This window comes from Pedobacter africanus (genome assembly GCF_040548825.1).
Lineage (GTDB): Bacteria > Bacteroidota > Bacteroidia > Sphingobacteriales > Sphingobacteriaceae > Pedobacter > Pedobacter africanus_A.
In genome coordinates, this window is the sequence record NZ_JBEPSL010000001.1 from 164,989 (window position 1) to 189,429 (window position 24,441).

The following is a 24,441-nucleotide window of genomic DNA, read 5'->3' on the forward strand; positions in this document are numbered from 1 at the left end:
AAAAGTTGTTTTTTTATTATTTAGATTGAAAGTAATCTAATAAGACCTGTAGCAAAGCCACAGACAAAAGATTTGTTGCATCTACCTTAATTTTAAGTAGCTGGATAGCTCTTGTTTTTTGATTGCGTACTGACTGTACAGAGAGATTCAAGATTTTTGCTATTTCTTGTGTGGATTTACCTTCGAAATATAGCATCTTAAATATTTTTTTACATTGATCAGGAAGAGATTCTATGCCTTGATATACTTGGTTGAGTACCATGGCATATATTTCTTCGCCCTCAAGGATCTCATCTAAACTATAAAGGCTGTTATCCAGATCCTCAAATATTTTCGGTTTGCGCTGTTGTTTCCGAATATGATCAAGACTGGCATTTTTTACGCTGGTATAAAGAAAAGCGGCCAGATCTTTAATTGATGGAATATGATTTTTCTGTTGCCAAAAGCGGGTAAAGGCATCCATTACTATGTCTTCAGCTTCAGGCATGTTGTTGATAATTTTGTTAGCAAAATAACAGAGTTCTGCATATTTGGCATCAAATATTACCTTATAAACGGCCTGGTCACCATTGGCGAGCATTCGTTTTAGTTCTTCATCTTTCCAGTTTATATTTGTCACGCCTACAATTTCTCAAGATAATTTAACTGATGATTTTTGCATCAAATATTGGTGTCTAGTCAAATAGGGACTGATGAAGAGCAAATATGCATAAATATATAGTTTTTTGCGATTATATGGAATTATCACTGCAAAGGCAGAGTGAATATTTCATCTAAAACGATCGCCCATTCCGCATTTGTATCATGAAGCGGTTAAAGCTCTACTAGAGATAAACACTATTTTAGCATATCCCTAGTAGAGATAAATGTGATTTTTTGTACACATAAAAACAGCCCACTAGAGACTGCAAGTGCACCATTTGAATTAAAATGTTTGGTGGTTGTATAAAACCATTATCTACGATAATTTAACCATAGAAGCTGTTTTATCCCTTTTTCTTTTTCCAGGTCCGCTTATATTTTAATGCGAAATCTCTACTAAGGGGTTCTTGGTTAACCAACTCACTAATCCTTGCAATTTTCCTTAAATCATCTATAAATTTTTTTGAGTTCAGTTCGAAGGGGAACACAGATAAAATGATAAAACCGCCTTTATTTAATTAAGGGCGGTTTTTTATTTTTCGTATCTTTTTAACTATCTAACCATTTTGAACAATCTCTCCCAATTTACCCACATCTTCCAGATGATAAGGTGTTTCCTGATACACAAAGTAGTTGAGCCAATTATTGAAGAGTAAATTCGCATGACTTGTCCAACATACCAATGGCGCATTCTCTGGATTATTGTCCCGGTAATAGTTTTTCGGTACAGGCACATCAAGACCTTTGTTCCGGTCTCTTACATATTCCTCGTGAAGGGTTAGCGGAGCGTATTCTGAGTGACCAGTAAGATAAAATTCACGCCCGCCCCGGGAATATAAAATGGCTACTCCTGCATCCAAAGATTCTGACAGAATATGAAGATCTTTCTTATCAGCCAGATCTGATTTTAATATTGTAGTATGCCTGCTATGAGGAATAAAGAATTCGTCATCAAAGCCTCTTAACAACGAGTGACCTTTTTCAATGGCAGTATGCTTGAAAACCCCGGATAATTTCTCGTTTAATGGCTTTTTTTCTACTCCATAAAAATGATAAAGCGCAGCCTGAGACGCCCAGCAAATATATAGAGTTGAGGTAACGTGTTTTCTGGCCCAGTCGAAGATTTGAGTGATCTCATTCCAATAGCTTACTTCCTCGAACTCCAGCATTTCTACGGGAGCGCCGGTAATGATCAAACCGTCATAGAAGTTTTCTTTTATTTCGCCAAAACCTTTATAGAACATTTCCAGATGTTCTTCAGATGTATTTTTAGAAGTGTGAGAATCGAGTCTTAAAAATTCTACTTCAACCTGTAGGGGATTGTTGGACAATAAACGAACAAAATCAGTTTCAGCAGATATTTTAAGCGGCATCAGGTTAAGAATAAGCATAAGCATTGGGCGAATATCCTGAGTATTCGCTCTCAGATCACTCATAACAAATATATTCTCCTTCTTTAAAAGCTCAATCGCTGGCAAATTATTTGGAATCTTAACTGGCATTTATCACCTCCCTTGTTCTTATTTAAAAGCCAAAAATAAGAATAATACATTGAACTATAAGCTAAGATAAGTTTACCGGCAAACTTCCATCTCAGCTCCTTGACTTCTGGAATGTTTATGGATTTGGAACATTTATGAATGGCTACCTAAAGGTGGTAGATCCATCAGAATTGCAATCAGTCTTCGACGAAGCCTATGATAATAAGTATTTCACAAACGGTTATGATTCAATTATTGAAAGTGGAGACGGTCTTCAGTTCTCTCTGAATACTTTTGGCAATGTCAGTTTTGCTATAGTTCCTCTTCCTTCGCTGGTTCTTTTATTGCGTAGTTCGAATTGGGCGCGATGCTCGGGGTTCATTACATTGAAAATCTCTATTCTTTCCTTTATAGAAGAGAGCCCTATGGATTTACTTTTGATGGCTGAAAAGGTTTTGAATTTTTCTGCTTCATCTATACCGATCCCATTGTCTTCCACAGTAAAAAGCAGGATGCTTTCGGTCTGCTCCAGGCTTATTGTAATCGCATTATTTTCGGCCGTTGAATTCCGCATGCCATGATGTATTGCATTTTCAATGAGCGGCTGTACCAGCATGGGGGGCAAAAGTATTCTGGAAAGGTCTATAGACGGATCGGCATGAAAGGAACAGCTAAACTGTTTATTGAAACGCATCACCTCCAGCTCTGCATACAGTTGGAGTGCCTTCCATTCCCTGTCGGCCGAGACCATGCTTTGGGTAGAGTTCTCTAGGATGAGCCTGCTCAGTGAGGCGAACTTCTGTACCAGCCTGCTGGCAGTTTTTGAATCGTTTTCTACGATATAGGACTCAATCGAATTCAGTACGTTGAATATGAAATGTGGATTCATCTGAGCCCTGATGGCCTTGAGTTCACTTTCTGACAATTTATTCCTGTTGATTAGTTCTTTGTTCTGCTCTTCCGCCTGCTTCTTTTGCACCTCATTTTTTAAGCGCAGGTGCCTGATGCGGGAACGGTTGAGGAGGAAAATCAAAATGGAACTGACTAATATAATGACCAATGCGCCATACAGGTAGACTTGCCTCATTTGTAGTTTTGAGACCTGCTGTTGTTGTTTGTAAGTTTCTTCTTTTTTACGAAAAGTATATTGAGCCGCCAGGGATGCAATCTTGTTTTTGCTTTCCTGCGAGTACAATGAATCGCTAATCTGCCGGGATTTCTTGTAATTCAGGAGTGCATCCTGATATTGACCGTTATTTTCCTGCAGTAGTGCCAGCTCTCCGGAAAAATAGCCAAGGTTATCCCTGTCGCCAACCTGCTTGCTGGCTGCTACTGCTTTTTTTAAATAAAACGTTGCTTTTTGAGCCGTCCTGGGGTCTTTGGTCTTAAAGAAGAGCCGGGTATACGTTGTACCGATGTTGCCCAGGTTGGTAATGGAATTGGGATGCAAGGGATTGGTTTCATCGAAGAGCTGCTGAGCCATTGTGAGGTATTCCAGCTTTTGGTTTGCATTACCTTCATGCATCAGCGCAATATGTGAAAGTGTTTTTGCCTGACCCATTTTATCGTCCAGTTCTTTATAGTGTTTTAAGCTCTGTTGAAAATAGGGCTCAGCTTCCTTGAGTTTCTTTGTAGCCAGATACACTGAACCAATACGGTCGGCAGATCTTGCAAGTCCGGACAGGTCATTCAGTTGCTCATAAGTCCGGAATGCCTTCAGGCTATAGGATAGTGCTATCTTAAAGTTCTCCTGTGAAAAATAGACATCGGAAATGTTGCCGTACAATAATGCGGTATACCCCTTATCATCAATGGCCTGAGTGATTGCTAAAGCTTTAAAACTATTTTCAAGCGCTCTTGCATCATCTCCCTGACGTTGATATACAGACCCGATATTGATAATATTTCCAGCTTCAGCCCGCTTGTTTGCAATGCTTTTGTTGATCTTTAAAGATGCTTTGTAATATTGAATGGCCTTTTCATAACTGCCGTTATTACTGTAAAGACTGCCTAAATGATCATAAAATGCGGCAATCCCTCTGGGCCAGTTTATTTTTTTTGCCGATGCCAGGCCCTGCTCAGCATAGCGCATTGCGGAGTCTGTATCTATATTTCTATAGGCATCGGAGATCCGATAGGTGATTTTTATTCTGGCCGAATCTAAAGTTTTGTATGTTTTAAGGACTGCCTTCATGGAATCAATAGCTTTCAGGCCATGTTTCTGGCCGTTTACTTCTATTGCGCTGATTAACAGCAATGGAATAAGGATTATGATCGATAGCTTCATAGTATGGACAGTTTGACGAGCTCAAAATAACACAATATTCTGCTGATTATAAGCAGGCTACACTAGGTAGAAATGTCTGCTCACTCATCAGGATTGCCTGCAGGCTCATTTTGGAAAAAGCTGATTGATTTTAACTGCAATTTTAATTTGAAATCAACGGAATTTTTAAAACAAAATCATCCCTATGAAATCTAAACATATCTTAAAATGGTGATCTGGCTGCAATAAAAAATCAAATCATAATCATTTCACTAAATCTATCACTATGAAAACAATACAAATTTTTGCGTTCGTACTAACCATGATCACCTTGTCTGCCTGCGCGCAGTTGCAGCAGGCGGGCCTGGGCAGTAATGCAACCGCTAATGCTGTTGACAATACAAGTACGCTGCCAACAGGAGTTTATTTTATTGTAAATGCTGAAGGAAAGGCTTTGACCCCGCTAAATCCATCCATTGCTGAAAATGTGTTTTTACGCCCTTTCACAAAAAGTGGTGTTCAGAAATGGCTGGTTACCCAGCGTAAGACCACTAAAGGAATTACTTATAATATTTCACTGGATGGCGCTGATAACCTGTATCTGCAACCCTACGCCGTGAAAGACCATACACCTGTTATCGGCGGGAGGAATAATGCGGGGATATCGTATAAGATTACGGCAGCACAAAGCTCGAAATGCTGGTACATAAAAAGTACTTTTTATAATGGTGATGCCCTGCGCAGTTTTGTGTTCAGCCCCAATACACCAACAGAGATCCGTTTTGAGGCGGCTGAAAACACAGGCAAGTTTTTATGGAAATTCATTCCGGCAGATAATTAAAATTAGAGACTGATGAAAACACTAAAGACAAAGGCAGTAGCTACATACATTTTTGTATTGTTTGTAAGCTTTATCGCCTGCAAAAAAGATAAAACTGATATGGGTGGCAAAGGCTATTATCAATATGGCGGTCAGAAATACGAAATTATAAGCGCAGCGCTTCTTACTTATCACGAAAACCTGACACTTGATCTTAAAACTGCCAATGCGGCCCAGTATGTCAGGATACAGTTTAATGACGTAGGTGGTATTCTACCAGAAGGTACGCTGACCCGTAACGAAAGTACCGGGGTCTATAAGCCTGCAGAACATTTTACATCGGTGATTTTTGGCGCAAATGGATTGGATAATGTAGCTGCCGGGGGGACTATAACCATTAAGAAAACAGATAAGGGTTATCAGGTTACCTTAAACCTAATAGCTGAAAATGGCGAATTAACGGGTGTTTATAACGGCACACTTTCTGAAAACTAAATTGGAATTATCATGAAAAACATAAAGCACATTTACAAATTGATGCCCATACTACTATTAATAGTATTGGCAAGCTGTAAAAAGAAGTCTACCATTCCTGATGCCAGTCAAATTGCAGCCAGCGAACTGTTGGATTATTACCTTGTTGCTGAACATGTAACAGGGGGCAATAAATTACTGGTGTTGTATTTTACAAAAGAGGGTGATGCAGTCAAAGCCAATGCGCATCTGCAGGGTTATTTTCGGGCAAGCGAAGTCGCCATTAAAAATTCGATACTTAGTATTGACTACAATGGGAATGGAAAATCGATGTACAGTTTTGGCCTTGAAAAGGATGCCGAAGGAAATTTGAAGTTAAGGTCCTATGATTTCCAATATGATGGTGCCGGTAATCAACTAGCCTATGCAATAATGGTTAAAAAAGCGGAGGCATTTGCGTTTGCAAACCTATCATTTAAAACAGGCAATACCATTTTCAGTTTCACCAGTAATGGGGGAACTGAAGTATTAAACTGGCCAGGCGACCCCAGTCCTTATTATAGACTTACAAACATTGGCTTTAAAACAAATAACGACAGATTTTTGGGTGTAACAGTTCCAAATTGGAACGGCGTAAACTCGCCGGTTTTGCTGCTTGAAAAAGACGATGCGCTGTATGTGGCTAAAGAGCACGATGCTGAAGTACCACAGCCCGCTTGTAACCTGGTACTTCCGGGCGTAACTTTTAAATCAAGATCAACAGATATCGCCAATGATCAGAAGGCTATTTTATCTTCCGTGGCGCAAATCCTGAGAAACAGCCCAAACTGCAAGGTCGTTGTTACCGGATATTGCAACGGTGTACTTGAAGATAAAAAATTAAGCTGGAACAGGGTGAGGAATGTCATTCAATATTTTACAGAAAAAGAAAACCTGGACGGCTCCCGGTTCATTTTCAAATATGCGCAGGCCGGCGGTGATTGTAACAGCGTAAACCTGATCAACGCTGCGCAGGGTGAGGGGGGTGGCGGAGTGATTCCACCGTTTCCGACCCAGTAATTTTAAAATAGGCATAGCATTAGAACAAATAAATCCTAAAAGTGATGAAGCATGTAAGTAAAACAATGACAGTGGCTTCTATAATCCTGCTGGTAGCCTTTTCGGCCTGCAAAAAGAATAACCCTGAAAAGGATGTCGGAAAAAGCAAATTTGATATCAATAACCCTGTCGGGTATTTTGTATACCTGAAGATGGCTAATGACGATGGGACATGGATAATACCCACGATAATGGAGTTCATGCCTGGAAAAACGTTAAAACATTATACCGCTATGGCCAGCCAGACTTACTCTTATGAAGTGATTGACGGGAATGTTATCAATTTGGTAGGCCTCAATTATCGCTTTGTTATTGAAGATGGTAAAATAACAACTGAAGTTGCCCGATTCAAAGAAGTGGCACTTTTAAAAGCAGAGGAAACCAACCAGTTGGCTGGAAAAACTTTTGCCGGTATTTATTATAAGCCCGATGGAAGTGTGCTGCACCCGAATTTCTTTTACAATTTTTCTGGTAACGAGAACAAAGTTGGAGCAGGCCTTAAGACAGGTACAGTAATCCGTACCGAAAATTACACCTCTATAGGTAACATAGCAGCTGTGGCAGCTATTCCCGGAAATGAAGATAAAGAATTTATGGTACTGGTAAACGGGAAATTAGAAGTAAGCTACTACCAAAAAAATCCTTACAGTGAATACTATGGCAGTTTTAGCCCGCAATAAATCACAGTAATAATATTGCTCATGATAGCTTCATTACCATTGAAAAACAAAATTATATTCCAGCATAAACCCTTATGACCCGGCGAAAAACTTTGAAGGAGGTCAGGTAGGCATTGATAATGTTTACGATGAGTTCAATGGAGGTAGTGTCAAGATTGCCAAAGATGCTGAGCAATACACCATTGATCTGGATGTTACGACCGCAAAAAGAAATTTAAAAGGCCAGTTTAAAGGTACGCTTAAAAAGATCTGAGCGAAAGATGATGAAAACTTGGGGCCAAAGAATTTGGCCTCTGGAAATAAAAAGAAGATATTTAATAAATCAATAACATCAGTTATGTTAAAAGCGGTCATATTAGATGATGAAGTAAGAGGAAGCAGCCTGCTAAACCGTAAGCTGGAAGCCTTCGGAGAAGATTTGCAGGTGGAAGCTGTTTTTAATGATCCTTTTAAAGCACTTTCGAAAATTGTAGAGCTGAACCCTGATGTGCTTTTTTTAGACGTGGAAATGCCTGGTTTGAATGGTTTTCAGTTTTTGGAAAAGCTGGGTGCTTTTAGATTTCAGGTAATTTTTACGACCGCTTATGATACCTACACCCTGGATGCGCTTCGGCTGAGCGCGGTGGATTACCTGGTGAAGCCAATTGATGAAGATGAACTGCATACGGCCATTTTCAGGCTTAAAAAAAGGGTTGCGGATGAGCTGAAAAAGGTTGCTGTAGGCGGTCAAGGTGCTGGGCAGGCAAGGATTGCGCTGTCTACTGCTGAAGGGGTGTATTTTATCAATAAGGCGAATATTATCAGAATTGAGGCGATGAGCAATTACAGTACATTTTACCTTCTGGAACAGAAAAAGATTATGGTGTCCAAAACCTTGAAAGAGTTTGAAGGGATGTTGCCGGAGGAAAATTTTTTGCGCGTGAACCGTTCGGTTATCGTCAACCTGGACTATGTGGAGAAATACAGAAAAGGGGATGGAGGGACTCTGGAGATGAGTGATGGCGCTGAAATAGAGGTCTCACCTTCCCGAAAAGCGGAATTGATCCAGCTGATGTTTTAAGGTTGATTTTTTTATACCTGTAAGTGGTTTTCCGAAACTTAATAATGGCATTAGTGATTCTAAAGTTTTTTCGGAACAAGCTGATAATTTCTTTGAAAACTTTTCGGGTTCATGTCTACAAATTCGTAAGATTCGAGTGAGGAAATTTTATCACTGAATGCCTCCAAAGCCTCTTCCTGGCTCCATTCTTTCGGATACCGGAAGCCATCAAAGACAACATTGCGTACCACGATTTTAAAATCGTGGTTGAATTCTTCTTCTCCTGCATAGGTCAGGGCAATTTTTCCGGTCCATTCCAGGTCCATTCCATCTATAGTTTTACTAAAAGCCAAGCGATGCCCTGCACATGTGTCGTGCCCCAACAGATAGATGGAAAAAGCAAGATTATCATGGTCATCTTCACTTTGTAATGGCAGAGGGTTGGCTACAAGGCCTTTATCTATTAACTCCTGGAAACTGAATGGGGCATTGGTCGTGTCAACCAGGATACCTTGATTATCTCCCCAGTAAGTAGATGATAAGGTACAAGCCTGATAATTATCCCAAAAAACTTTTGAGTGCCAGTTGGAAACCGTTTCCCCATCCACTGATGGTAAATGATTATCGTCAACATCATAATTTTCTGTTATGAGGTGGAAATCGAACCATAATTGATCATCTTCGTCTATTCGGCCGCTCCATTTGAATTCTTTTATCCAATGTCCGTTCGGATAGGGGCTATCCATAAAATAAATTCTGCTTGCCTTATTCATATCTTGTTCTTCTTGGAGCGCTTCACGAAATTGTTGTAGACAAAGTTACATGATATAAGTGTATAATCAATGGCTTTCATGAAGCAGCTAATCTATAGCTACAATTGTGTGAACAAGGGTTTAGAAGTATCCTTTACTTTGGCATTGCTTAATACAGGGAGGTTCAGATTGACATACTAAATATTTACAGAACTAAGACGGCTATACCTTTTGATTCAATAAGGTCATCATCCATTGAGGTGCGAGCTTTTCGCGCTGTTTAACTGTAGCTAAAAATCTTTCTGCGGGTACAGCTCCGGTAGACTGCATGACTGGTTTCATGATAAATGGAAACAAAATCATGCCCAAGTAGGTGATCAGGTGATGAACGGGATTTGTTTCCTGATCAGTCTCAGCTAACTGGCTTATGTAGTTGGATTGCATGATGCTTTCATTGAATTTGATCTGGTTTCCAAATCCTTCCGGGTTGGTCTGGATTTCGTTTAGCACGAAAATTGGTAATGATGGTTCTGCCAGTAGCATTTCTGTATAGTGCTTGCTGATCAAGACCAGTTTTTCTTCGAGTGTGGTATTAATGTCGTTTAGCACCGGAAGAATATTGGCGAAAAGCTTATCTACATTTTCTGCCATTACGATTTGAAATAGTTTTTCTTTGCTTCTGAAGTAGTAGTTCAGCAAGGCTAGATTCGTGTCTGCTGCTTTAGCTATATCCCTGATTTTAGCCGCAGCATAGCCCCTTCGCATAAATTCAATGCGGGCGGCTTCTTTAAGACGTTCTTCGGTATTCTGATTCTTTGTTTCTTTTTCGTGCTCCATGCACCGTAAAGATAATTCAAAAAAAAAATATATCAGTATTAAACAACTGTTTAATACTTTTGTTTAACTATCTTTGTGGTACACATATTCAGCATCATGATTGAAATATTACTGTCTTTTTTGCTTCCCATTATTCTTTTGCCGCAAATTGCTGCTGGATTACTTGCCAAGCAACTTGGAAGGAAATTCTGGTTCTGGTTTTTGATCTCGTTTTTAATCCCTATTATTTCTCTGATTGTATTATTGATGTTAAAAGACAAAAACTCTAATCCGCAATCATCTGAAAACATCGTTTAATTCAATGTCAATTTTAATGAGATAAGTTGATCCGTGGTGCTTTTTTTGTTCTTCTTCTGATTTAACCAGGTGCAGATTACGAGACTGTACACGATGTATGATGGCCGATTGAAATCGTGATGGAATTCCGATATTCGATATACATGATTTATCTCTACTACTAGTGACGTTCTAAAAACCACTTATCATTAGTAGGGATGACTTTGTAGTTTCACTCGACTTTCCTGATTGGTGTAATATCGTTTGTAACGAAGTTTGAAATCTCTACTAAGGGGCTCACTATTAACAAGGGTGTCCAAATATGCTATTTTCTTCAAATCATCAATAATTTTTTTTGAGTTTAGTCCCTTCGGGAATACTGTTTAAAAAGCCGTTTCTCTTTTCAGAAAAGCGTTTTTTTTTACACCTAAACCCCGGCATATACCCCCTGTGGGAACTGAAATATACTGAAAATATACTATAGTAACAGCAAATCTAAGCTAAAATCATTTTCTTGTTATTCCTGCTCCACTCGCTCCAACTACCCACATACAATTTTGGTATCTCTAAACCCGCATAGTCTATCGCTAAGAGCGTATGACAAGCGGTTACACCAGAACCACAATGTATAATCACATTTCCAATTTTATAATCAGTTAGCACTTTTGAATATTTTTCTTTTAGAATTTCAGGAGCTAAAAAAGCCCCATTTGCATCCAGATTCTCAGTAAAAGGGATATTTATTGCATTAGGTATGTGGCCAGCAATTAAATCTATAGGTTCGGTTAAACCTGCAAAGCGATTTGCATCACGAACATCAATAATTGCATGATTATCACTGTTGGCAGCAATCTCCACTTGATCCATTTCTGCCAGTGGCAACTGCCATTCAATGAACTGGTCTGGCTCTGCTGGTTTCGCTGACGGAACTTCTGCATTTACTGCAAAGCCGGCTTTAATTGCAGCAGTATAGCCACCATTCAAAACCTGAACTTTTTCGTGACCTACTGACTTTAACATCCACCAGAATCTTGCAGCAGCATTAGATCCGTTTTTATCGTCATAAACAATTACATTCGTATCTTTTGTAACTCCATATTTCCCTAAAAGCTGGGCAAAATGCCCTAAAGGTGGCAGCGGATGCCTACCACCAATAGCAAAATCTTTAATATCAGCCAGATCAGTATTTAAGTCCAAATAAAAGGCGCCATTTAAGTGTTGTTCATCATATCTTGGTTTCGATCCTGCACTTACATCAAAAAGGGTGAAATCGTTTTTACTTAGTATAACCAATTCCTCAGGTTGTATAATTGATGATAGTTTCATAGTCTTTTTTTAATTGTGAATGTATAAAAATAGGATTATAAATGGCCTGGCTATGGCGGCAGATGTAGTTACAGTGAATGCTTCTAATGAAGCCAAATTATCAGCGAATGGTGACTTTTTTAAAGTTGCCGGAGCTGCAGTTACCATTAACCGCATCAATACCGTGACAGGTGTGTATTACCGCGGCAAAGATAGGATTTACAGTGTCGTTACCAAATCTGGCAAGCGGGGCTGTTGCCGCCATAAAACAGGATGATTCCGTTACTGGCGACTGGCAACTTATGTCTTCAACTTTGGCGATGTAATTGCTCTGAAGGGGGATATTAAAAAACTGCCAGCTTCTTCACCCTTTTTCTCTTCAGGATCGATCTATTTTAACTGTACGGACATCTTAATACCTATTCTTATTTATATGAAGTTATTTCTGTTTACTAGTGTATGCTTTCTTTTGTTTTTTAATACCCGTTCCAATGATTCTTTAAGGGTTTCAGCTGCAACTCAGTTTCTGCGTTTGATGCCAGGTGAGGCGAAGATTGATGGTTATATAGGTAGAAAAATAGATGCCTGTATTGCCAGCAGCATCAATAAAATGGATGTGCCCATGCTGGTCGCCCCTTTTAAAACACGAACTGAAACCAGGTATTGGCAGTCGGAATTCTGGGGCAAATGGTTTACGGCCGCCTGCGACGCCTATCGCTATACCAAAGATCCGCTGATACTGGCCAGGTTAAAACAGGCTGCAGAAGGATTGATGGCTACCCAGACAAAAGATGGATACATAGGTAATTATAAAGAAGATGCCCGTTTGAAAGAATGGGACATTTGGGGCCGAAAGTATTGCCTGTTGGGCTTGCTTTCCTATTATGAGATTTCGAAGGATAAAAAATCATTAAACAGTGCGAAGAGGCTGGCCGATCATCTGATAAAAGAAATCGGGAACCGCAACATTAGCCGGTTTGGAAATTTTAGAGGTATGGCTGCCTCCTCAGTGCTGGAACCTGTTGTATTGTTATATAACTATACCGGGGATGATAAGTATTTAGCATTTGCGGAGGCTATAGTAGCGGGCTGGGAGCAGGATGATGGTGCTAAGCTGATTTCTAAAAGCTTAAAAGAGATTCATGTAGCTGATCGTTTCCCCAAACCGAAGAATTGGTTCAGCCCGGAAAATGGCCAGAAAGCATACGAGATGATGTCTTGTTACGAAGGGCTGATCGAGCTTTATAAGGTCACAAAGAAGGAGGAATATAAAGTAGCAGTTGAAAAGGTTGTAGCGGATATCATAGATACCGAAATTATGGTCACAGGATCGGGGAGTAGCCTGGAGTGCTGGTATGGCGGAAAAAGCAAGCAAGGTATACCCGCAAAAAACATGATGGAAACTTGTGTTACAGCAACCTGGATCAAGCTTTGTAACCGCATGCTGCAATTAACAGGAAAGCCCGGATATGCAGATGAAATTGAAAAAGCTTTTTACAATGCTTTGTTGGGGTCAATGACGCCTGATGGGGGATCATGGAGTAAATACAGCGAGCTTAACGGGCACCGTCATTTGGGCGAAATGCAATGTGGCATGCCCTTAAACTGTTGTATGGCCAGTGGACCAAGGGGCATGATGGTGATACCCAAAATGGCTGTTATGGCAGATAAATACGGGCCTGTAGTTAACTTTTTCGGCAACATAAGCGCAAAGGTGAAACTTGAAAATCTGGAGGTTTCTATTACCCAAAAATCTCTTTTCCCTAAGTCAGATGAAGTCGTAATTTATGTAGAGCCTGCTAAAAAGGCAGTTTTTAACCTGAAGGTCAGAATTCCCGGATGGTCTGATCATACAAGTATAATCCTAAACGGTGATACCATAAAAAATATTAAATCCGGCTCATACGCTGAATTAAACCGGGAATGGAACAAAGGTGACAAGATTGTGATTAAACTGGATTTAAAAGGGAAAATACGGACTGATGAAAACAAGACACACTTTGCCGTTCAATACGGCCCTTTGATCCTGGCCGCGGACCAGCGGTTTAATCCGGGGCAGACCTACCGGTATTTTGAGCCTGTTACGGATAAATTACAGCAAATAAAATGTACACTGGTTGAAAGTAAAGACCCGGATATCTTTTTTCTGGCTAAAATTCCCTTTCGTACTTCCGGCCAGCTTACCGAACTCAGCTTAACAGATTATGCTTCTTCAGGAAATACCTGGAATCCTGGTTCCGGCTACATGGTATGGTTCCCCTACCTTTTTGATCCGCGACAGAAATAAATGTAGCTATTGATTTTTAATCTTAAAACAACATTTTATGAAATTTAATAAACAATCATTTTTAGTATTACTCAGCCTTTTGGTATACCATCTCACACTTCGCGCCGCAGAGCCTGTCGAAAGTCCGGGAAACCTGATTGCTCCTCCTAATTCCAGTACCGCAACATCGGTTACTTTGTTGTGGGACAAACCCTTAAATTATACCCATATACAAAAATATAATGTATACCTGAACGGCAAAAAAATAGCGGAATCCGCTAAAACAAATTATACGGCCACAGGTTTAAAGCCCGGCACAGCATATCAATTTTCCATCAGTTCAGTTGATGACAAAGGCGTCAGCTCCAAAATGAGTAAACAACTGATAGTCAAAACCGCAGCCCTAAGTAAGATTTACAATATCCTGAACTTTGGTGCCAAAGCTGACGACAGTACCCCGGATACAAAAGCGGTACAAAAGGCAATTGATGCCTGCAACTCCGGTGGAACTGTACTTGTGCCCAAAGGCCAGTTTATAATTGGCGCAATCTTTTTAAAAAGCAATATGACCCTTTTAATTGATAAAGGAGGAGAACTTAAAGCCAGTCCGGCACTCAATGATTACCTGCCAATGGTTAAAAACAGGTTTGAAGGCTGGGAACTCGAAACTTATGCCAGTCTGATCAATGCCGGTAAGCTGGATAGAAAGCCGGTTTATAACATTGAAAATATTGCGATCCGTGGTGAAGGTAAAATTACAGGGGGGAGTTCTGAATTGGGCAACGCCATGATCGGTGCAAAAGGAATAAGGAGCCGGGGCAGACTGATCTGCATTATGAATGCCAAAAATGTGAATGTACAGGGACTTACGCTTCAGGATTCCCATTGCTGGACGCTGCACTACATCTATTCCGATAAGGTAACCTGTCACGACCTGAATATCAGGAGCACAGCGATTAATGGGGATGGGATCGATCCCGATTCCTCTACAGATAGCTATATTTTTAACAGTACTTTTTCTACAGCCGATGATTGTATCGCCATCAAATCCGGTAAAAATCCGGAAGGAAACATCGTTGCGCGGCCAACAGTCAATGTCCGTATTTCCGATTGTAAGTTTGTTAAGGGATTTGGCCTCGCCATAGGAAGCGAGATGTCTGGCGGTGTTAAAAATGTTATCATCAGGGATTGCGAAGTGGGCAACCTGAAAGAGGGGATACAGATCAAGTCCAGAAAGGATCGCGGTGGTTATGTAGAGGATGTCTACGTAAGCGACTGCGATCTGTTGCGGATAAAAATTGAAACCACTGTGGCCTATAATAGCGACGGAGAGTCAGCACCCGCTCTTCCACATTTCAGAAACCTGGTGTTCAGTAATATGAATATGTCAAAGGCCAAAGCGAACGGTACCCCCATATCTGTAGATGGTTTTGCTAATGTTAAGCATTACACCAGCAATGTAACTTTTAAAAATGTGGTGCTTCCGTTAAATGCTGCAGTGTCACTAAACTATTGTAGAGACATTAAGTTTGAAAACGTGCTTACTGTAGATCATAAAGCCCCTGTTTATAAGATCACCAATTCTGAAAATATCCAAAAATAATGTCAATACACCATATACATATGAGGTTCTTTATAAAACTAATGCTCTTTTTTGGGCTGTTGTTATTTTCTGTTTTTGTACATGCACAACTCAGAATTCCGGGATATTTTTCTGATCATATGGTCTTGCAAAGGGCACAGCCAGTTAAGATCTGGGGCTGGGCAAATTCAGGATCTATTACTAGTGTTACTTTTAACAACGTGACTTATACTGCCCCTGTAAAGGAAGATGGCACCTGGTCGGTAAATTTACCAGCAACAAACGCAGGTGGTCCTTACGATATTAAAATCGTGTCGGTACAAAGCAGTATTATTTTGAAAGATGTGTTATTTGGAGACGTATGGTTTTGTAGTGGGCAAAGTAATATGAATTTTAGGATGAGTGCGATAAATAATTTTGCTAAGGAAAAGGAGGATGCCAATTATTCTTCAATCAGGCAGTTCGACGCCAATAGAGTGGGTGCAGAAGTTCCGCAAAAGGATGTCGCAAAAAGCACTTGGGTACCATGCAGTCCGGCTACAATTCAGGCGTTTTCTGCAGTCGCATTTTGCTTCGCAAAAGAGTTGTATGTAAAAAATAAGGTTCCTATCGGGATAATCAATGCCTCCTGGGGTGGATCGCCTATTCAAACATTTATGAGCCCGGCAGCATTAAAGGATTTTCCTGATTATAAAGAGCGCATTGATGCGATTACCCCAACATTTATAAGTGATTTGAAACAGAAATATAAATTGGAGAACCATAAGTGGGCATTGAAATTTTATGCGCTTACGGATTATATCTCACAAGATCTGAAGCTTTCCAGAGATCCTGCATTTTTTGATACAGTTGATTGGTTCAATGTACGTGTTCCAGGATACCTGGAACAGCAGGGGCTAAAAGTAAAAAATGGCATTAGTTGGTATAAGAAGGAGTTTGTGCTGGATAAATTGCCTGAACAGGATATTAATATCGACTTGGGGCGAATTAAAATGTCATGTGTAGTTTTTATAAATGGACAGTTTGTTGGCCGACAGCTTTCGATCTGGTACAATGCAAATTATAAAATACCAAAAGCAATGCTAAAAAAGGGGAGTAACGAAATACTGGTATGCTCTTACAATGAAAATGGGAGTACTGGTTTTCAGCCGGTTTATAAACCGAAACTGATCATCAACACAGCACCTCAGCAACATATTTCTTTGGAAGGTACATGGCTTTTTAAACAAGGCAAAACTTATGAAAATCCGGGAGTTTTAGGCCCCTTGATGCCGCTGGAATATTTTGAACACCAGTATCCTACTTTAGTTTACAATGCTGTTGTCGCCCCGTTTTTTAACTACGGAGTAAAGGGAGTGCTTTGGTATCAGGGAGAGGATAATGCTAAAAATTCTGTGTGCTATGATTACGAGAAAATGCTGAGTAATCTAATTGTGGACTGGCGTACTTCATTCAATGCACCAAAACTACCGTTCCTGATTGTTCAGCTTGCGAATTTTAATCCGGTAAAAAGTAAACCAGAACCTACAGCATGGACTATTATTCAGGAAGCACAAACAAAAGTAGGGCAAAAGGTAAAATATGCGGGGACAGTGGTGATCAATGATATTGGCGATGCGATTGATATCCATCCCAAAAATAAGCAGGATGTTGGAAAAAGACTGGCACTGCTTGCCCGAAAGATTGCTTATGGTGAGGCCGGTATTACAGCCTCCGGACCGGAACTCAAAGCGGTGGAGAAAAATAACGGCCGTTTGATCATCAGCTATAACAATATTGGAGGAGGCCTGATAAGCAAAGATGGAACGGACAAGTTAAATGCTTTTTGTTTGGCGGGTAAAGACCATGTGTTTTACAGGGCAGATGCAAAAATTGAAGGTGATAAGGTTATTGTCTCAGCTGACCAGGTCAAAGATCCTGTATATGTGAGGTATGCCTTCGAAGACAATCCGGGCAAAATTAATTTCTATAACAAAGAAGGGCTGCCTGGAGTTCCGATCAGAACAGATACACTAAAGATCAAATAAAACCAAGCTATGATGAAGAAAAATTTACTTTTTGTAATGTCTGCCATGCTGTTCAGCCATGCAGCTAATGCCCAGTTGCTCTCCCAAAATTTTGATGCATCGGCAAAAATTAAAGATTATGTGAGCAGCAAGCCTGATAAAGGCCAGTTTAACGCCATCACCAGTTCCGGGCCAGGTGTTGCCATAACTATTGAAAACAACAAGCTTAGGTTTGACCGCAGCAAGAACACAGATTTTGGTTCTTTTGCGCGCATTGTTGATTTCGCCCCTGTCCCTCAAAAACTGGCGCTGAAATTCGATATTTCCATTTCAAAAAACACCGCTATGGAAAGCGCTGCAGCCTTTCAGTTTGGCAGTGGTTTTGTGAAAGAGAACAATTCACTTTCGGGAACACCTTACGAAAACCAGGCGGCAGTCCATTCAGTTATAGGAATTAGCTTTGGCGCTAATGAAGGTGATTTTTCCATCAGGCATATCGGGGCAAAACAAGAATCCGTAGTGGTAAATGGGACTAAAACCATCACCTGGGTCATCAATAGCTCTTCGTCGGCAATGGACTATACAGCTCCTAATGGTGCAGTCCAGAACCTGCCTGCTGATCGTTTTGATGTCTGGATCAACAATACCCTGGCGCTGAGTAAGAAGGGAGCAGTTAGTCCCGATCAGTTGTTAAAGAACCTGAAATTCTCATTCACCAAAGGCTCCGGGATCATAGAGCTGGACAATATTGAACTTACAGATCTTTCAAATTAATGCTATGAAATCCTTATCCACTTTAATTAAGCTGGTTGTTTGTTCCAGCTTTTGCCTCATTATAACAGGCAATACCAGCTACGGCCAAACACTGGTTACCTATCCGGAACCAGTGGCGTCTTTTGAAAAAAAATCCGATTTGTATCTGGTTTCTGTAACCTCGGGGAGTGAGACAAAAGACAGCTATGTATATGTGAGCCGCGCTGGTACCGGGGCCCCATTATGGGAATGGCAGGGAATGGAAGGCAGGACCTTTCATTTTACCACTTTTTCCTTTTCGGGCACGGCAACCGTTACCGTCACAAAACTGGGTTCGACAGCTACATCGGCCACGCTCCGGCCCGATAGGGTGGGACTGGGCACCGTTTCTACCACTTCAGTTTCCGGTGGCAAGCAAGTAACGTTTACCCTTAGCCAATCCCGGAAAATTTCTGTTGAATTTGATGATGATGCAGGACTCCAGCACACACTGATGATTTTTGCTGATCCCCTCGAAGCTGCTGCTGATATACCTGATTCAACCGCGGCCAATGTATACAAGGTGAGTACCGTAGATACGCTGATTGTACCTGCCGGAAAAACCATTGTTTATTTTGCCCCGGGACTTTATAATATCCATTATTGGAGGGTTCCGGCCACTGTTAGCCAGGTTTACATCAGCGGCGGAGCTTATGTTAGGGGATACATCGGGGCCAACCGGACAACCACAACGCTGTCCTTGAAAATCAATGGACGTGGCATCATTTCAAATGATGTATGGGGCTTTCATTATCCAAAGGTTACACCCCCGTATGATCCGGTTTCTACCGACTGGTACAAATCAATTGTCATCAGTGGTGGGAAGAAGCATACTGTAGAAGGTATTACCCTGGTTGATGGAACATCTTTTAACGTAGTACTTTCCTGCGACAGTTCCCTGGCCAAAAATTTAAAAATCCATGGATTCAGGTATAACAATGATGGGATCACGCTTGCCGGTTCAGACGCAACCGTTACTGATTGTTTTGTAAGGGTTGGCGATGATGGCATTCTGACCAATGGAAGTAAAAATTTTAAGATAGACAAATGTGTGTTCTGGCATTTAAGAGGTGGCAGTATCATACAGCTGGGATGGCGGCCTCATAACATCAGCGGGACCAATGTGATTGAAAATTGCGATGTGATCCATGCCGAATGGATTTTACCACAAACACAGAATTCAGGTTTTATCAATTACATGGGAAATGTCTCGGGAGCCTCAAATGCTGTGATTGAAAATTTTACTGTTAAGGATATTTATTTTGATACGGAGGTTTTAAAGCTCATTGACCTGCGTGTTGACCGTGGTATTAAATTTCCGATCAATATCAGAAACTTTTTATTCAAAAACATTCATGCCAAAATCCCATTGACACATCCCAGTTTCTCCAGCTATTTTAACGGTTATGATGCTACAAATAAACTCTCCAATATCCGGTTTAATGAGTTTTATATTAACGGAACACTGATTAACCAGGCAAATCATGCCGACAGTGGTTATTTCAAGAGAGGGAATTATGCTGATCCTTTGATTTTTTTCGAATATACCGATCTGTCGTCCGAAATATTTAACCAGAATTTTAATTCCTCATCAAGCCTGTCGGCTTACATCAGCGCAACGCCAGATAACGGGCAGTTCACATCCCTAAGCGCAACGGGGCCGGGAACCATCGTTTCCATTAACAGCAATAAGCTCCGGTTTAACCGCTCGGCAACTGCCGATTACGGTTATTTTGCCCGGACCGCGGATTTTTCTCCTGTACCAGAGGTAATCCAGTACAAAGCCGAGGTGACCGTATCGGGCAACACTGCGGGGGTTACCCAAAATCAGGTGGCAGTATTCCAGGTAGGTAAGGGGTTTGTTGATGGTAATAATGCCTTAACCGGAACGCCGCTTGAAAATAATGCCTTGCTGCATTCCCGACTGGGTATAAATTTTGCACCCACAGTAGGCCAGTTTAGTTTCAGGGACATCAGTGGGGCATTGAATTCAGCAGTATTTAGCGGCACCCAATCTTTTACCTGGGTGATGAACAATTCGGGCAAAACGGTAAGTTATGTTGCTCCCGATGGATCGGATGAATTACTTGCTGCGGACAGGTGGGACTTGTGGGTTGGCAACGTAAAAATATTCGATGAAAAACTGAGCAATGGAGCTGCGGATGTAACACTGAGTGACTTAAAGTTTGCCTTTATCTCTGGAACGGGGGTCATTGACCTGGATAACATCGTACTCACAAGTCCCGTCATAACGGGGATGTTTTCTTCATCGGCCTTGCCATTAACCGAACCTGCTCCCGCCGTACCCAAGCTGCCTGTTAAACCCGAAGCACCAGTCAGGCCACTTCTTCAGCTTTCAGTATATGCAGCACCCGATCAGATGCAGGTTGATGTTTCTGTCAAATCAGAAAAAGAAGAAGAAGGAGAACTGGGCATCTATAATTTCAATGGGAAGGAACTTTTGAAAACAAAGGTGAGACTGGAAAAAGGAACCAATAAGTTTAGCCTCCCTGTACGTAACATGAGGCAAGGAATCCATATTGCCACCCTCATCACAAATTCAAACGCGGCAAGAATAAAATTCATCAGGTAAACACAATTATTTTAAGCCGCTTCACCCTTTTACATTTTAAATATCCTCTGTATAAATAAGATGGTCATAAAAAGAAACTATTTCCTCATTTTTATTTTACTATTTAACTGTGCCCTGGCCCAGCAAAAGAATAAGGCTTTTGCTGAGGTTGATGCCGTAAATCCATTGATCGGCACACCTGCCAAAGGAAAGGGAGGAACGATGCCAGGTGTCGGACCTCCCTTCGCGATGACCAACTTTACCGCTCAAACGCGTGAGAATAAGATGAAAGCGATGCCCTATGTTTATGAAGATACGACCATTCATGGGTTTATAGGGACGCATCAGCCAACGGTCTGGATGGGCGATTATGGTTATATTTCCGTAATGCCACAGGTGGGGGCGCTTGCTGTACTCCCGGAGCAGCGAAAAATGAAATTTTCACACCAGGATGAAACCTCCAAAGCTTATTATTATGCGGTGAAAATGCACAATGGGCAAGGTGCGCAGATCAGCGCTGAAATGGCTGCCTCAGAAAGATGCGGAATGATGAAGTTCACTTATCCTGCAGCCAGAGAAAGCCATTTAATTGTACAAGGGATCAATGTAAATACGGCAGAAGATGACTTTCACAATAAATCCAATAAACGGTCCAAACTCAAAGGGTACATTTACATTGATACACTAAACCAGGAGATTGTAGGATATAACCCTGACCGGACAGCCTATAACCTTGGCCCGGAGCTGCCTAACTTCAAGGGATACTTTGTTTTGAAATTCAATAAGACCATCAAGGATTATGGTGTTTGGACACAGGATGCCATTGTTAAAGCTGAAACCGAAGTCTATGGCAAAAGAATAGGCGCCTATATTAGTTTTCCTACTAAAAAGAATGAAGTATTAACATTGAAAATTGCTACTTCGTTTATCAGTATTGAACAGGCCAGGGAAAACCTGGGTAGAGAAATTCCGGGTTGGAACTTTGACAATGTGGTAAAAACAACACGTAGTAAATGGCAGAAAAATCTGCAAAGAATTAAAATTGATGGCGTAACGGCTGATCAGCGCGCTATATTTTATACGGCAATGTACCATACGATGCTGTTTCCAAGAGAGTTTTCTGAGTATGGCAAATATTACAGCGCTGCCGATGACCAGGTACACAATGGGGTTTCGTACAATGACTATTCCCTCTGGGATACGTTCAGGGCTTTACATCCTTTGTTTATTTTTACCCAGCCCGAACGCGTAAACGACATGATCAGCTCAATGCTGCAGATGTACAAGGAGGGAGGATGGCTGCCGATGTGGCCCAATCCGGCTGAAACAAATATCATGATCGGTACACACGCTGATGCGGTGATTGCGGACGCTTATGTAAAAGGTTTCAGAGGATACGACCTGGACCTGGCTTATGAAGCCATGAGAAAAAACGCCATGGTGCCACCCGACCATGATACCAAAAGCTGGGGCTATGACCGACAGGAATGGAGTGGTTTTGAAGGGCGGACAGGGTTGAGCTACTACCATTCACTGGGCTATATACCGTCAGACAAGACTGCTGAATCTGTTTCCAGAACACTGGAGTATGCACTGGATGATTATTGTATCGCACAGGTTGCAAAAGGATTGAACAAAACAGCCGACTATAACAAATTGATCAAATGGTCTGAAAACTATAGAAACCTGTATAACGAAAAAACTGGCTTTATGGAACCCCGAAAGTATAATGGCAGCTGGGGCGGCGATGTAAAGCTAAGCTTTACCGAAGGGAGCCCATGGACCTATCTTTTCTGTGTCATGCAGGACATTCCCGGAATGATTGGCATGATGGGTGGGAATGAAAAATTTGCCAAAAAACTGGATCAAAACTTTAATGGCGGACATTATGCCCACAATAATGAACCCGGACATCATTATGCTTACCTGTATAACTATTGCGGACAACCTTGGAAAACACAGGAACTGGTTAGAAAACATACCAGGGAAAATTATTTAAACCAGCCGCAAGGCATCAACGGGAATGACGATTGCGGACAAATGTCTGCCTGGTATATTTTCAGTGTAATGGGTTTTTATCCTGTAACTCCCGGTTCCGGCATGTACGCAATTGGTGCCCCGCAATTCCCTGCTTTAAGCCTTAGTTTTAATATTGACAATAAATTGCGTAAACTGGAAATTAAAGCGAACCATCTTTCTGAAGAAAATAAATACGTAGAATCTGTTACATTTAATGGAAAAGTTTTAACAAGTCCCTTCATTAGCCATGACCAGATTGCCGGCGGGGGGAAATTAGTGTTCAGCATGACCAATACACCACAGCAATATGAAAAATAACATCCGTTGGTTAATTTTAATACTGGTTTTTGTTGCTACGGGTTTAAACTTTCTCGACAGGCAGGTCTTGTCCATTACCATTATCAAAATTCAAAAAGAATTTAATCTCGATGACGTCCAGTACGGGATGATCAATACCAGCTTTTTGATCAGCTACGCATTGATGTTCACCATTGGAGGGAGGCTAACAGAATTATTTGGCGGTAAAATAGGACTCGGCATTTCGGTACTGATCTGGTCGGCAGCCAGTGCATTGCATGGAGTGATAGATAGTTTTTACCAGTTACTGGTTTTCAGGTTCCTGCTGGGTGTAGGCGAAGGCGGGTGTTTTCCCGCAGCAGCCAAAACGGTAAATGAATTGTTTGAAAAAAAGGAGCGCGCGTTTGCTAACGGTATAGCCATAGGCGGGTCAGCAATAGGTGCGGTGCTGGCCCCTCCGTTAACCATTCTCATTTCTAACTCTTTTGGCTGGCGATGGAGTTTTATCATTCCCGGCGCAGTTGGGATTGTATGGGTAATATTCTGGGTCATTATTCCCTGGAAAAACAGCCGGACAACCGAAGCACAACATTCCCCTGCAAAAAGAGAGAAAGCAATCCCTTTTCTTAAAATCCTGAGCAATAAAACGGCGCTCGTTTTTTTGTTGATCAGGTTTTTACTCGACCCTGTCTTCTACTTTATCATGTTCTGGATTCCCAAATACCTCAATGAGCAAAGAAATGTTTCCTTTGAGGAGATCGGAAAATTACTGTGGATCCCGTTTCTGGCCCTTGGGCTGTCTAACATGTTGGGCGGCTGGATTTCCGATAGGCTTACCAAAAACGGCCTCTCCATAAACAAGGCGCGTAAAATAGTGATGGGTATAGCTGCTGCATTAACACTTTCAGCAATTATGGTACAAAGTGTTTCATCGGTGGCGCTTGCCATCACATTAATGAGTTTGCTGATGTTTGCACACGGCTTCTGGATCACCAATTACATTACAGCCATATCGGATGTATTTGGCAGCAATGGGACCTCTACCGTGGTGGGCTTATCTGGTACAGCAGGGGCAATTTCAGGTTTGCTGATCAACCCGCTCATTGGCCTGGTTGTACAAAATTATTCCTACAGCCCTTTATGGGTCATTTGCGGGCTCATGTATCCTTTTGCATTCTTAATTTTTTTGAGGTTTGTGCCCAGGATAGAACCACTAAATAAAGCATGAATTAAAACA

20 protein-coding genes and 1 pseudogene are annotated in these 24,441 nt (G+C 41.2%); 15 read left to right on the forward strand and 6 right to left on the reverse strand.

The features are described from left to right. Window positions 1-16: 16 nt before the first annotated feature. Together ABIE26_RS00665 and metA are read right to left on the reverse strand one after the other, a co-directional pair. On the reverse strand, window positions 17-580 hold the full coding sequence (locus ABIE26_RS00665) for an RNA polymerase sigma-70 factor (RefSeq protein WP_310141210.1): 564 nt from the start codon (window positions 578-580) through the stop codon (window positions 17-19). A 619-nt stretch (window positions 581-1,199) separates the two neighbouring features. After that, entirely contained in the window at window positions 1,200-2,144 is a 945-nt protein-coding gene (gene metA, locus ABIE26_RS00670; RefSeq protein ID WP_310141208.1) for a homoserine O-acetyltransferase MetA, read from the reverse strand. Window positions 2,145-2,221: 77 nt separating this feature from the next. Between metA and ABIE26_RS00675 the strand changes: the two are divergent. Beyond that, window positions 2,222-2,332, forward strand: a pseudogene (locus ABIE26_RS00675) (GAD-like domain-containing protein); the annotation flags it as partial. Between the two features lie 65 nt (window positions 2,333-2,397). Here the strand turns inward: ABIE26_RS00675 and ABIE26_RS00680 are convergent. Then, complete coding sequence (locus ABIE26_RS00680) at window positions 2,398-4,410, reverse strand: tetratricopeptide repeat protein (protein WP_310141207.1); 2,013 nt, start codon at window positions 4,408-4,410, stop codon at window positions 2,398-2,400. 265 nt (window positions 4,411-4,675) lie between these two features. Between ABIE26_RS00680 and ABIE26_RS00685 the strand changes: the two genes are divergently transcribed. From ABIE26_RS00685 to ABIE26_RS00705, 5 genes are all read left to right on the forward strand, one after another. Next, window positions 4,676-5,230, forward strand: a complete 555-nt coding sequence (locus ABIE26_RS00685; RefSeq protein ID WP_310141204.1) for a hypothetical protein — start codon at window positions 4,676-4,678, stop codon at window positions 5,228-5,230. A gap of 12 nt (window positions 5,231-5,242) precedes the next feature. After that, entirely contained in the window at window positions 5,243-5,704 is a 462-nt protein-coding gene (locus tag ABIE26_RS00690; protein WP_310141201.1) for a hypothetical protein, read from the forward strand. Window positions 5,705-5,716: 12 nt separating this feature from the next. Further along, window positions 5,717-6,742 carry an OmpA family protein gene (locus ABIE26_RS00695; RefSeq protein ID WP_310141198.1) on the forward strand — a complete coding sequence of 342 codons (1,026 nt, stop codon included), beginning with the start codon at window positions 5,717-5,719 and terminating at the stop codon, window positions 6,740-6,742. Window positions 6,743-6,786: 44 nt separating this feature from the next. Further along, on the forward strand, window positions 6,787-7,461 hold the full coding sequence (locus ABIE26_RS00700) for a hypothetical protein (protein ID WP_310141196.1): 675 nt from the start codon (window positions 6,787-6,789) through the stop codon (window positions 7,459-7,461). Window positions 7,462-7,798: 337 nt separating this feature from the next. Continuing rightward, a complete protein-coding gene (locus ABIE26_RS00705) occupies window positions 7,799-8,521 on the forward strand; it encodes a LytR/AlgR family response regulator transcription factor (protein ID WP_310141194.1) in 723 nt (240 codons plus the stop codon). A 59-nt stretch (window positions 8,522-8,580) separates the two neighbouring features. Here ABIE26_RS00705 and ABIE26_RS00710 read toward each other — a convergent pair whose 3' ends face one another. Next, a complete protein-coding gene (locus ABIE26_RS00710) occupies window positions 8,581-9,273 on the reverse strand; it encodes a hypothetical protein (RefSeq protein ID WP_310141192.1) in 693 nt (230 codons plus the stop codon). 201 nt (window positions 9,274-9,474) lie between these two features. Next, window positions 9,475-10,089, reverse strand: a complete 615-nt coding sequence (locus ABIE26_RS00715; protein WP_310141190.1) for a TetR/AcrR family transcriptional regulator — start codon at window positions 10,087-10,089, stop codon at window positions 9,475-9,477. Window positions 10,090-10,185: 96 nt separating this feature from the next. Here ABIE26_RS00715 and ABIE26_RS00720 point away from each other — a divergent pair, with 96 nt between their 5' ends. After that, window positions 10,186-10,386, forward strand: a complete 201-nt coding sequence (locus ABIE26_RS00720) for a hypothetical protein (protein WP_310141188.1) — start codon at window positions 10,186-10,188, stop codon at window positions 10,384-10,386. Window positions 10,387-10,860: 474 nt separating this feature from the next. Here the strand turns inward: ABIE26_RS00720 and ABIE26_RS00725 are convergent, their stop codons facing one another. After that, window positions 10,861-11,691, reverse strand: a complete 831-nt coding sequence (locus ABIE26_RS00725; RefSeq protein WP_310141186.1) for a sulfurtransferase — start codon at window positions 11,689-11,691, stop codon at window positions 10,861-10,863. Window positions 11,692-11,710: 19 nt separating this feature from the next. Here ABIE26_RS00725 and ABIE26_RS00730 point away from each other — a divergent pair, with 19 nt between their 5' ends. The 8 genes from ABIE26_RS00730 (at window position 11,711) to ABIE26_RS00765 (ending at window position 24,432) form a co-directional block, all read left to right on the forward strand. Continuing rightward, on the forward strand, window positions 11,711-11,947 hold the full coding sequence (locus tag ABIE26_RS00730) for a hypothetical protein (RefSeq protein WP_310141184.1): 237 nt from the start codon (window positions 11,711-11,713) through the stop codon (window positions 11,945-11,947). 156 nt (window positions 11,948-12,103) lie between these two features. Beyond that, a complete protein-coding gene (locus ABIE26_RS00735) occupies window positions 12,104-13,957 on the forward strand; it encodes a beta-L-arabinofuranosidase domain-containing protein (protein ID WP_310141183.1) in 1,854 nt (617 codons plus the stop codon). Window positions 13,958-13,994: 37 nt separating this feature from the next. After that, complete coding sequence (locus tag ABIE26_RS00740; RefSeq protein ID WP_310141180.1) at window positions 13,995-15,539, forward strand: glycoside hydrolase family 28 protein; 1,545 nt, start codon at window positions 13,995-13,997, stop codon at window positions 15,537-15,539. A gap of 20 nt (window positions 15,540-15,559) precedes the next feature. Continuing rightward, window positions 15,560-17,545 carry a sialate O-acetylesterase gene (locus tag ABIE26_RS00745; protein WP_354374839.1) on the forward strand — a complete coding sequence of 662 codons (1,986 nt, stop codon included), beginning with the start codon at window positions 15,560-15,562 and terminating at the stop codon, window positions 17,543-17,545. Window positions 17,546-17,554: 9 nt separating this feature from the next. Continuing rightward, entirely contained in the window at window positions 17,555-18,298 is a 744-nt protein-coding gene (locus tag ABIE26_RS00750) for a hypothetical protein (protein ID WP_310141175.1), read from the forward strand. Between the two features lie 4 nt (window positions 18,299-18,302). Continuing rightward, window positions 18,303-20,909, forward strand: coding sequence for a right-handed parallel beta-helix repeat-containing protein (locus tag ABIE26_RS00755; RefSeq protein ID WP_310141174.1), 2,607 nt, complete (start codon window positions 18,303-18,305; stop codon window positions 20,907-20,909). Window positions 20,910-20,969: 60 nt separating this feature from the next. Next, on the forward strand, window positions 20,970-23,225 hold the full coding sequence (locus ABIE26_RS00760) for a GH92 family glycosyl hydrolase (RefSeq protein ID WP_310141171.1): 2,256 nt from the start codon (window positions 20,970-20,972) through the stop codon (window positions 23,223-23,225). Continuing rightward, complete coding sequence (locus tag ABIE26_RS00765; RefSeq protein ID WP_310141169.1) at window positions 23,215-24,432, forward strand: MFS transporter; 1,218 nt, start codon at window positions 23,215-23,217, stop codon at window positions 24,430-24,432. The genes ABIE26_RS00760 and ABIE26_RS00765 overlap by 11 nt, the downstream gene beginning before the upstream one ends. Window positions 24,433-24,441 lie beyond the last annotated feature (9 nt).

Coding starts and splice junctions, on each gene's coding strand:
- ABIE26_RS00740 (WP_310141180.1), top strand. CDS start 13,995: ATGAAATTTAATAAACAATCATTTTTAGTATTACTCAGCCTTTTGGTA.
- ABIE26_RS00665 (WP_310141210.1), bottom strand. CDS start 580: ATGCTCGCCAATGGTGACCAGGCCGTTTATAAGGTAATATTTGATGCC.
- ABIE26_RS00715 (WP_310141190.1), bottom strand. CDS start 10,089: ATGGAGCACGAAAAAGAAACAAAGAATCAGAATACCGAAGAACGTCTT.
- ABIE26_RS00760 (WP_310141171.1), top strand. CDS start 20,970: ATGGTCATAAAAAGAAACTATTTCCTCATTTTTATTTTACTATTTAAC.
- ABIE26_RS00700 (WP_310141196.1), top strand. CDS start 6,787: ATGAAGCATGTAAGTAAAACAATGACAGTGGCTTCTATAATCCTGCTG.
- ABIE26_RS00680 (WP_310141207.1), bottom strand. CDS start 4,410: ATGAAGCTATCGATCATAATCCTTATTCCATTGCTGTTAATCAGCGCA.
- ABIE26_RS00705 (WP_310141194.1), top strand. CDS start 7,799: ATGTTAAAAGCGGTCATATTAGATGATGAAGTAAGAGGAAGCAGCCTG.
- ABIE26_RS00755 (WP_310141174.1), top strand. CDS start 18,303: ATGAAATCCTTATCCACTTTAATTAAGCTGGTTGTTTGTTCCAGCTTT.
- ABIE26_RS00695 (WP_310141198.1), top strand. CDS start 5,717: ATGAAAAACATAAAGCACATTTACAAATTGATGCCCATACTACTATTA.
- ABIE26_RS00750 (WP_310141175.1), top strand. CDS start 17,555: ATGATGAAGAAAAATTTACTTTTTGTAATGTCTGCCATGCTGTTCAGC.
- ABIE26_RS00685 (WP_310141204.1), top strand. CDS start 4,676: ATGAAAACAATACAAATTTTTGCGTTCGTACTAACCATGATCACCTTG.
- ABIE26_RS00690 (WP_310141201.1), top strand. CDS start 5,243: ATGAAAACACTAAAGACAAAGGCAGTAGCTACATACATTTTTGTATTG.
- ABIE26_RS00720 (WP_310141188.1), top strand. CDS start 10,186: ATGATTGAAATATTACTGTCTTTTTTGCTTCCCATTATTCTTTTGCCG.
- ABIE26_RS00765 (WP_310141169.1), top strand. CDS start 23,215: ATGAAAAATAACATCCGTTGGTTAATTTTAATACTGGTTTTTGTTGCT.
- metA (WP_310141208.1), bottom strand. CDS start 2,144: ATGCCAGTTAAGATTCCAAATAATTTGCCAGCGATTGAGCTTTTAAAG.
- ABIE26_RS00725 (WP_310141186.1), bottom strand. CDS start 11,691: ATGAAACTATCATCAATTATACAACCTGAGGAATTGGTTATACTAAGT.
- ABIE26_RS00730 (WP_310141184.1), top strand. CDS start 11,711: ATGTATAAAAATAGGATTATAAATGGCCTGGCTATGGCGGCAGATGTA.
- ABIE26_RS00710 (WP_310141192.1), bottom strand. CDS start 9,273: ATGAATAAGGCAAGCAGAATTTATTTTATGGATAGCCCCTATCCGAAC.
- ABIE26_RS00735 (WP_310141183.1), top strand. CDS start 12,104: ATGAAGTTATTTCTGTTTACTAGTGTATGCTTTCTTTTGTTTTTTAAT.
- ABIE26_RS00745 (WP_354374839.1), top strand. CDS start 15,560: ATGAGGTTCTTTATAAAACTAATGCTCTTTTTTGGGCTGTTGTTATTT.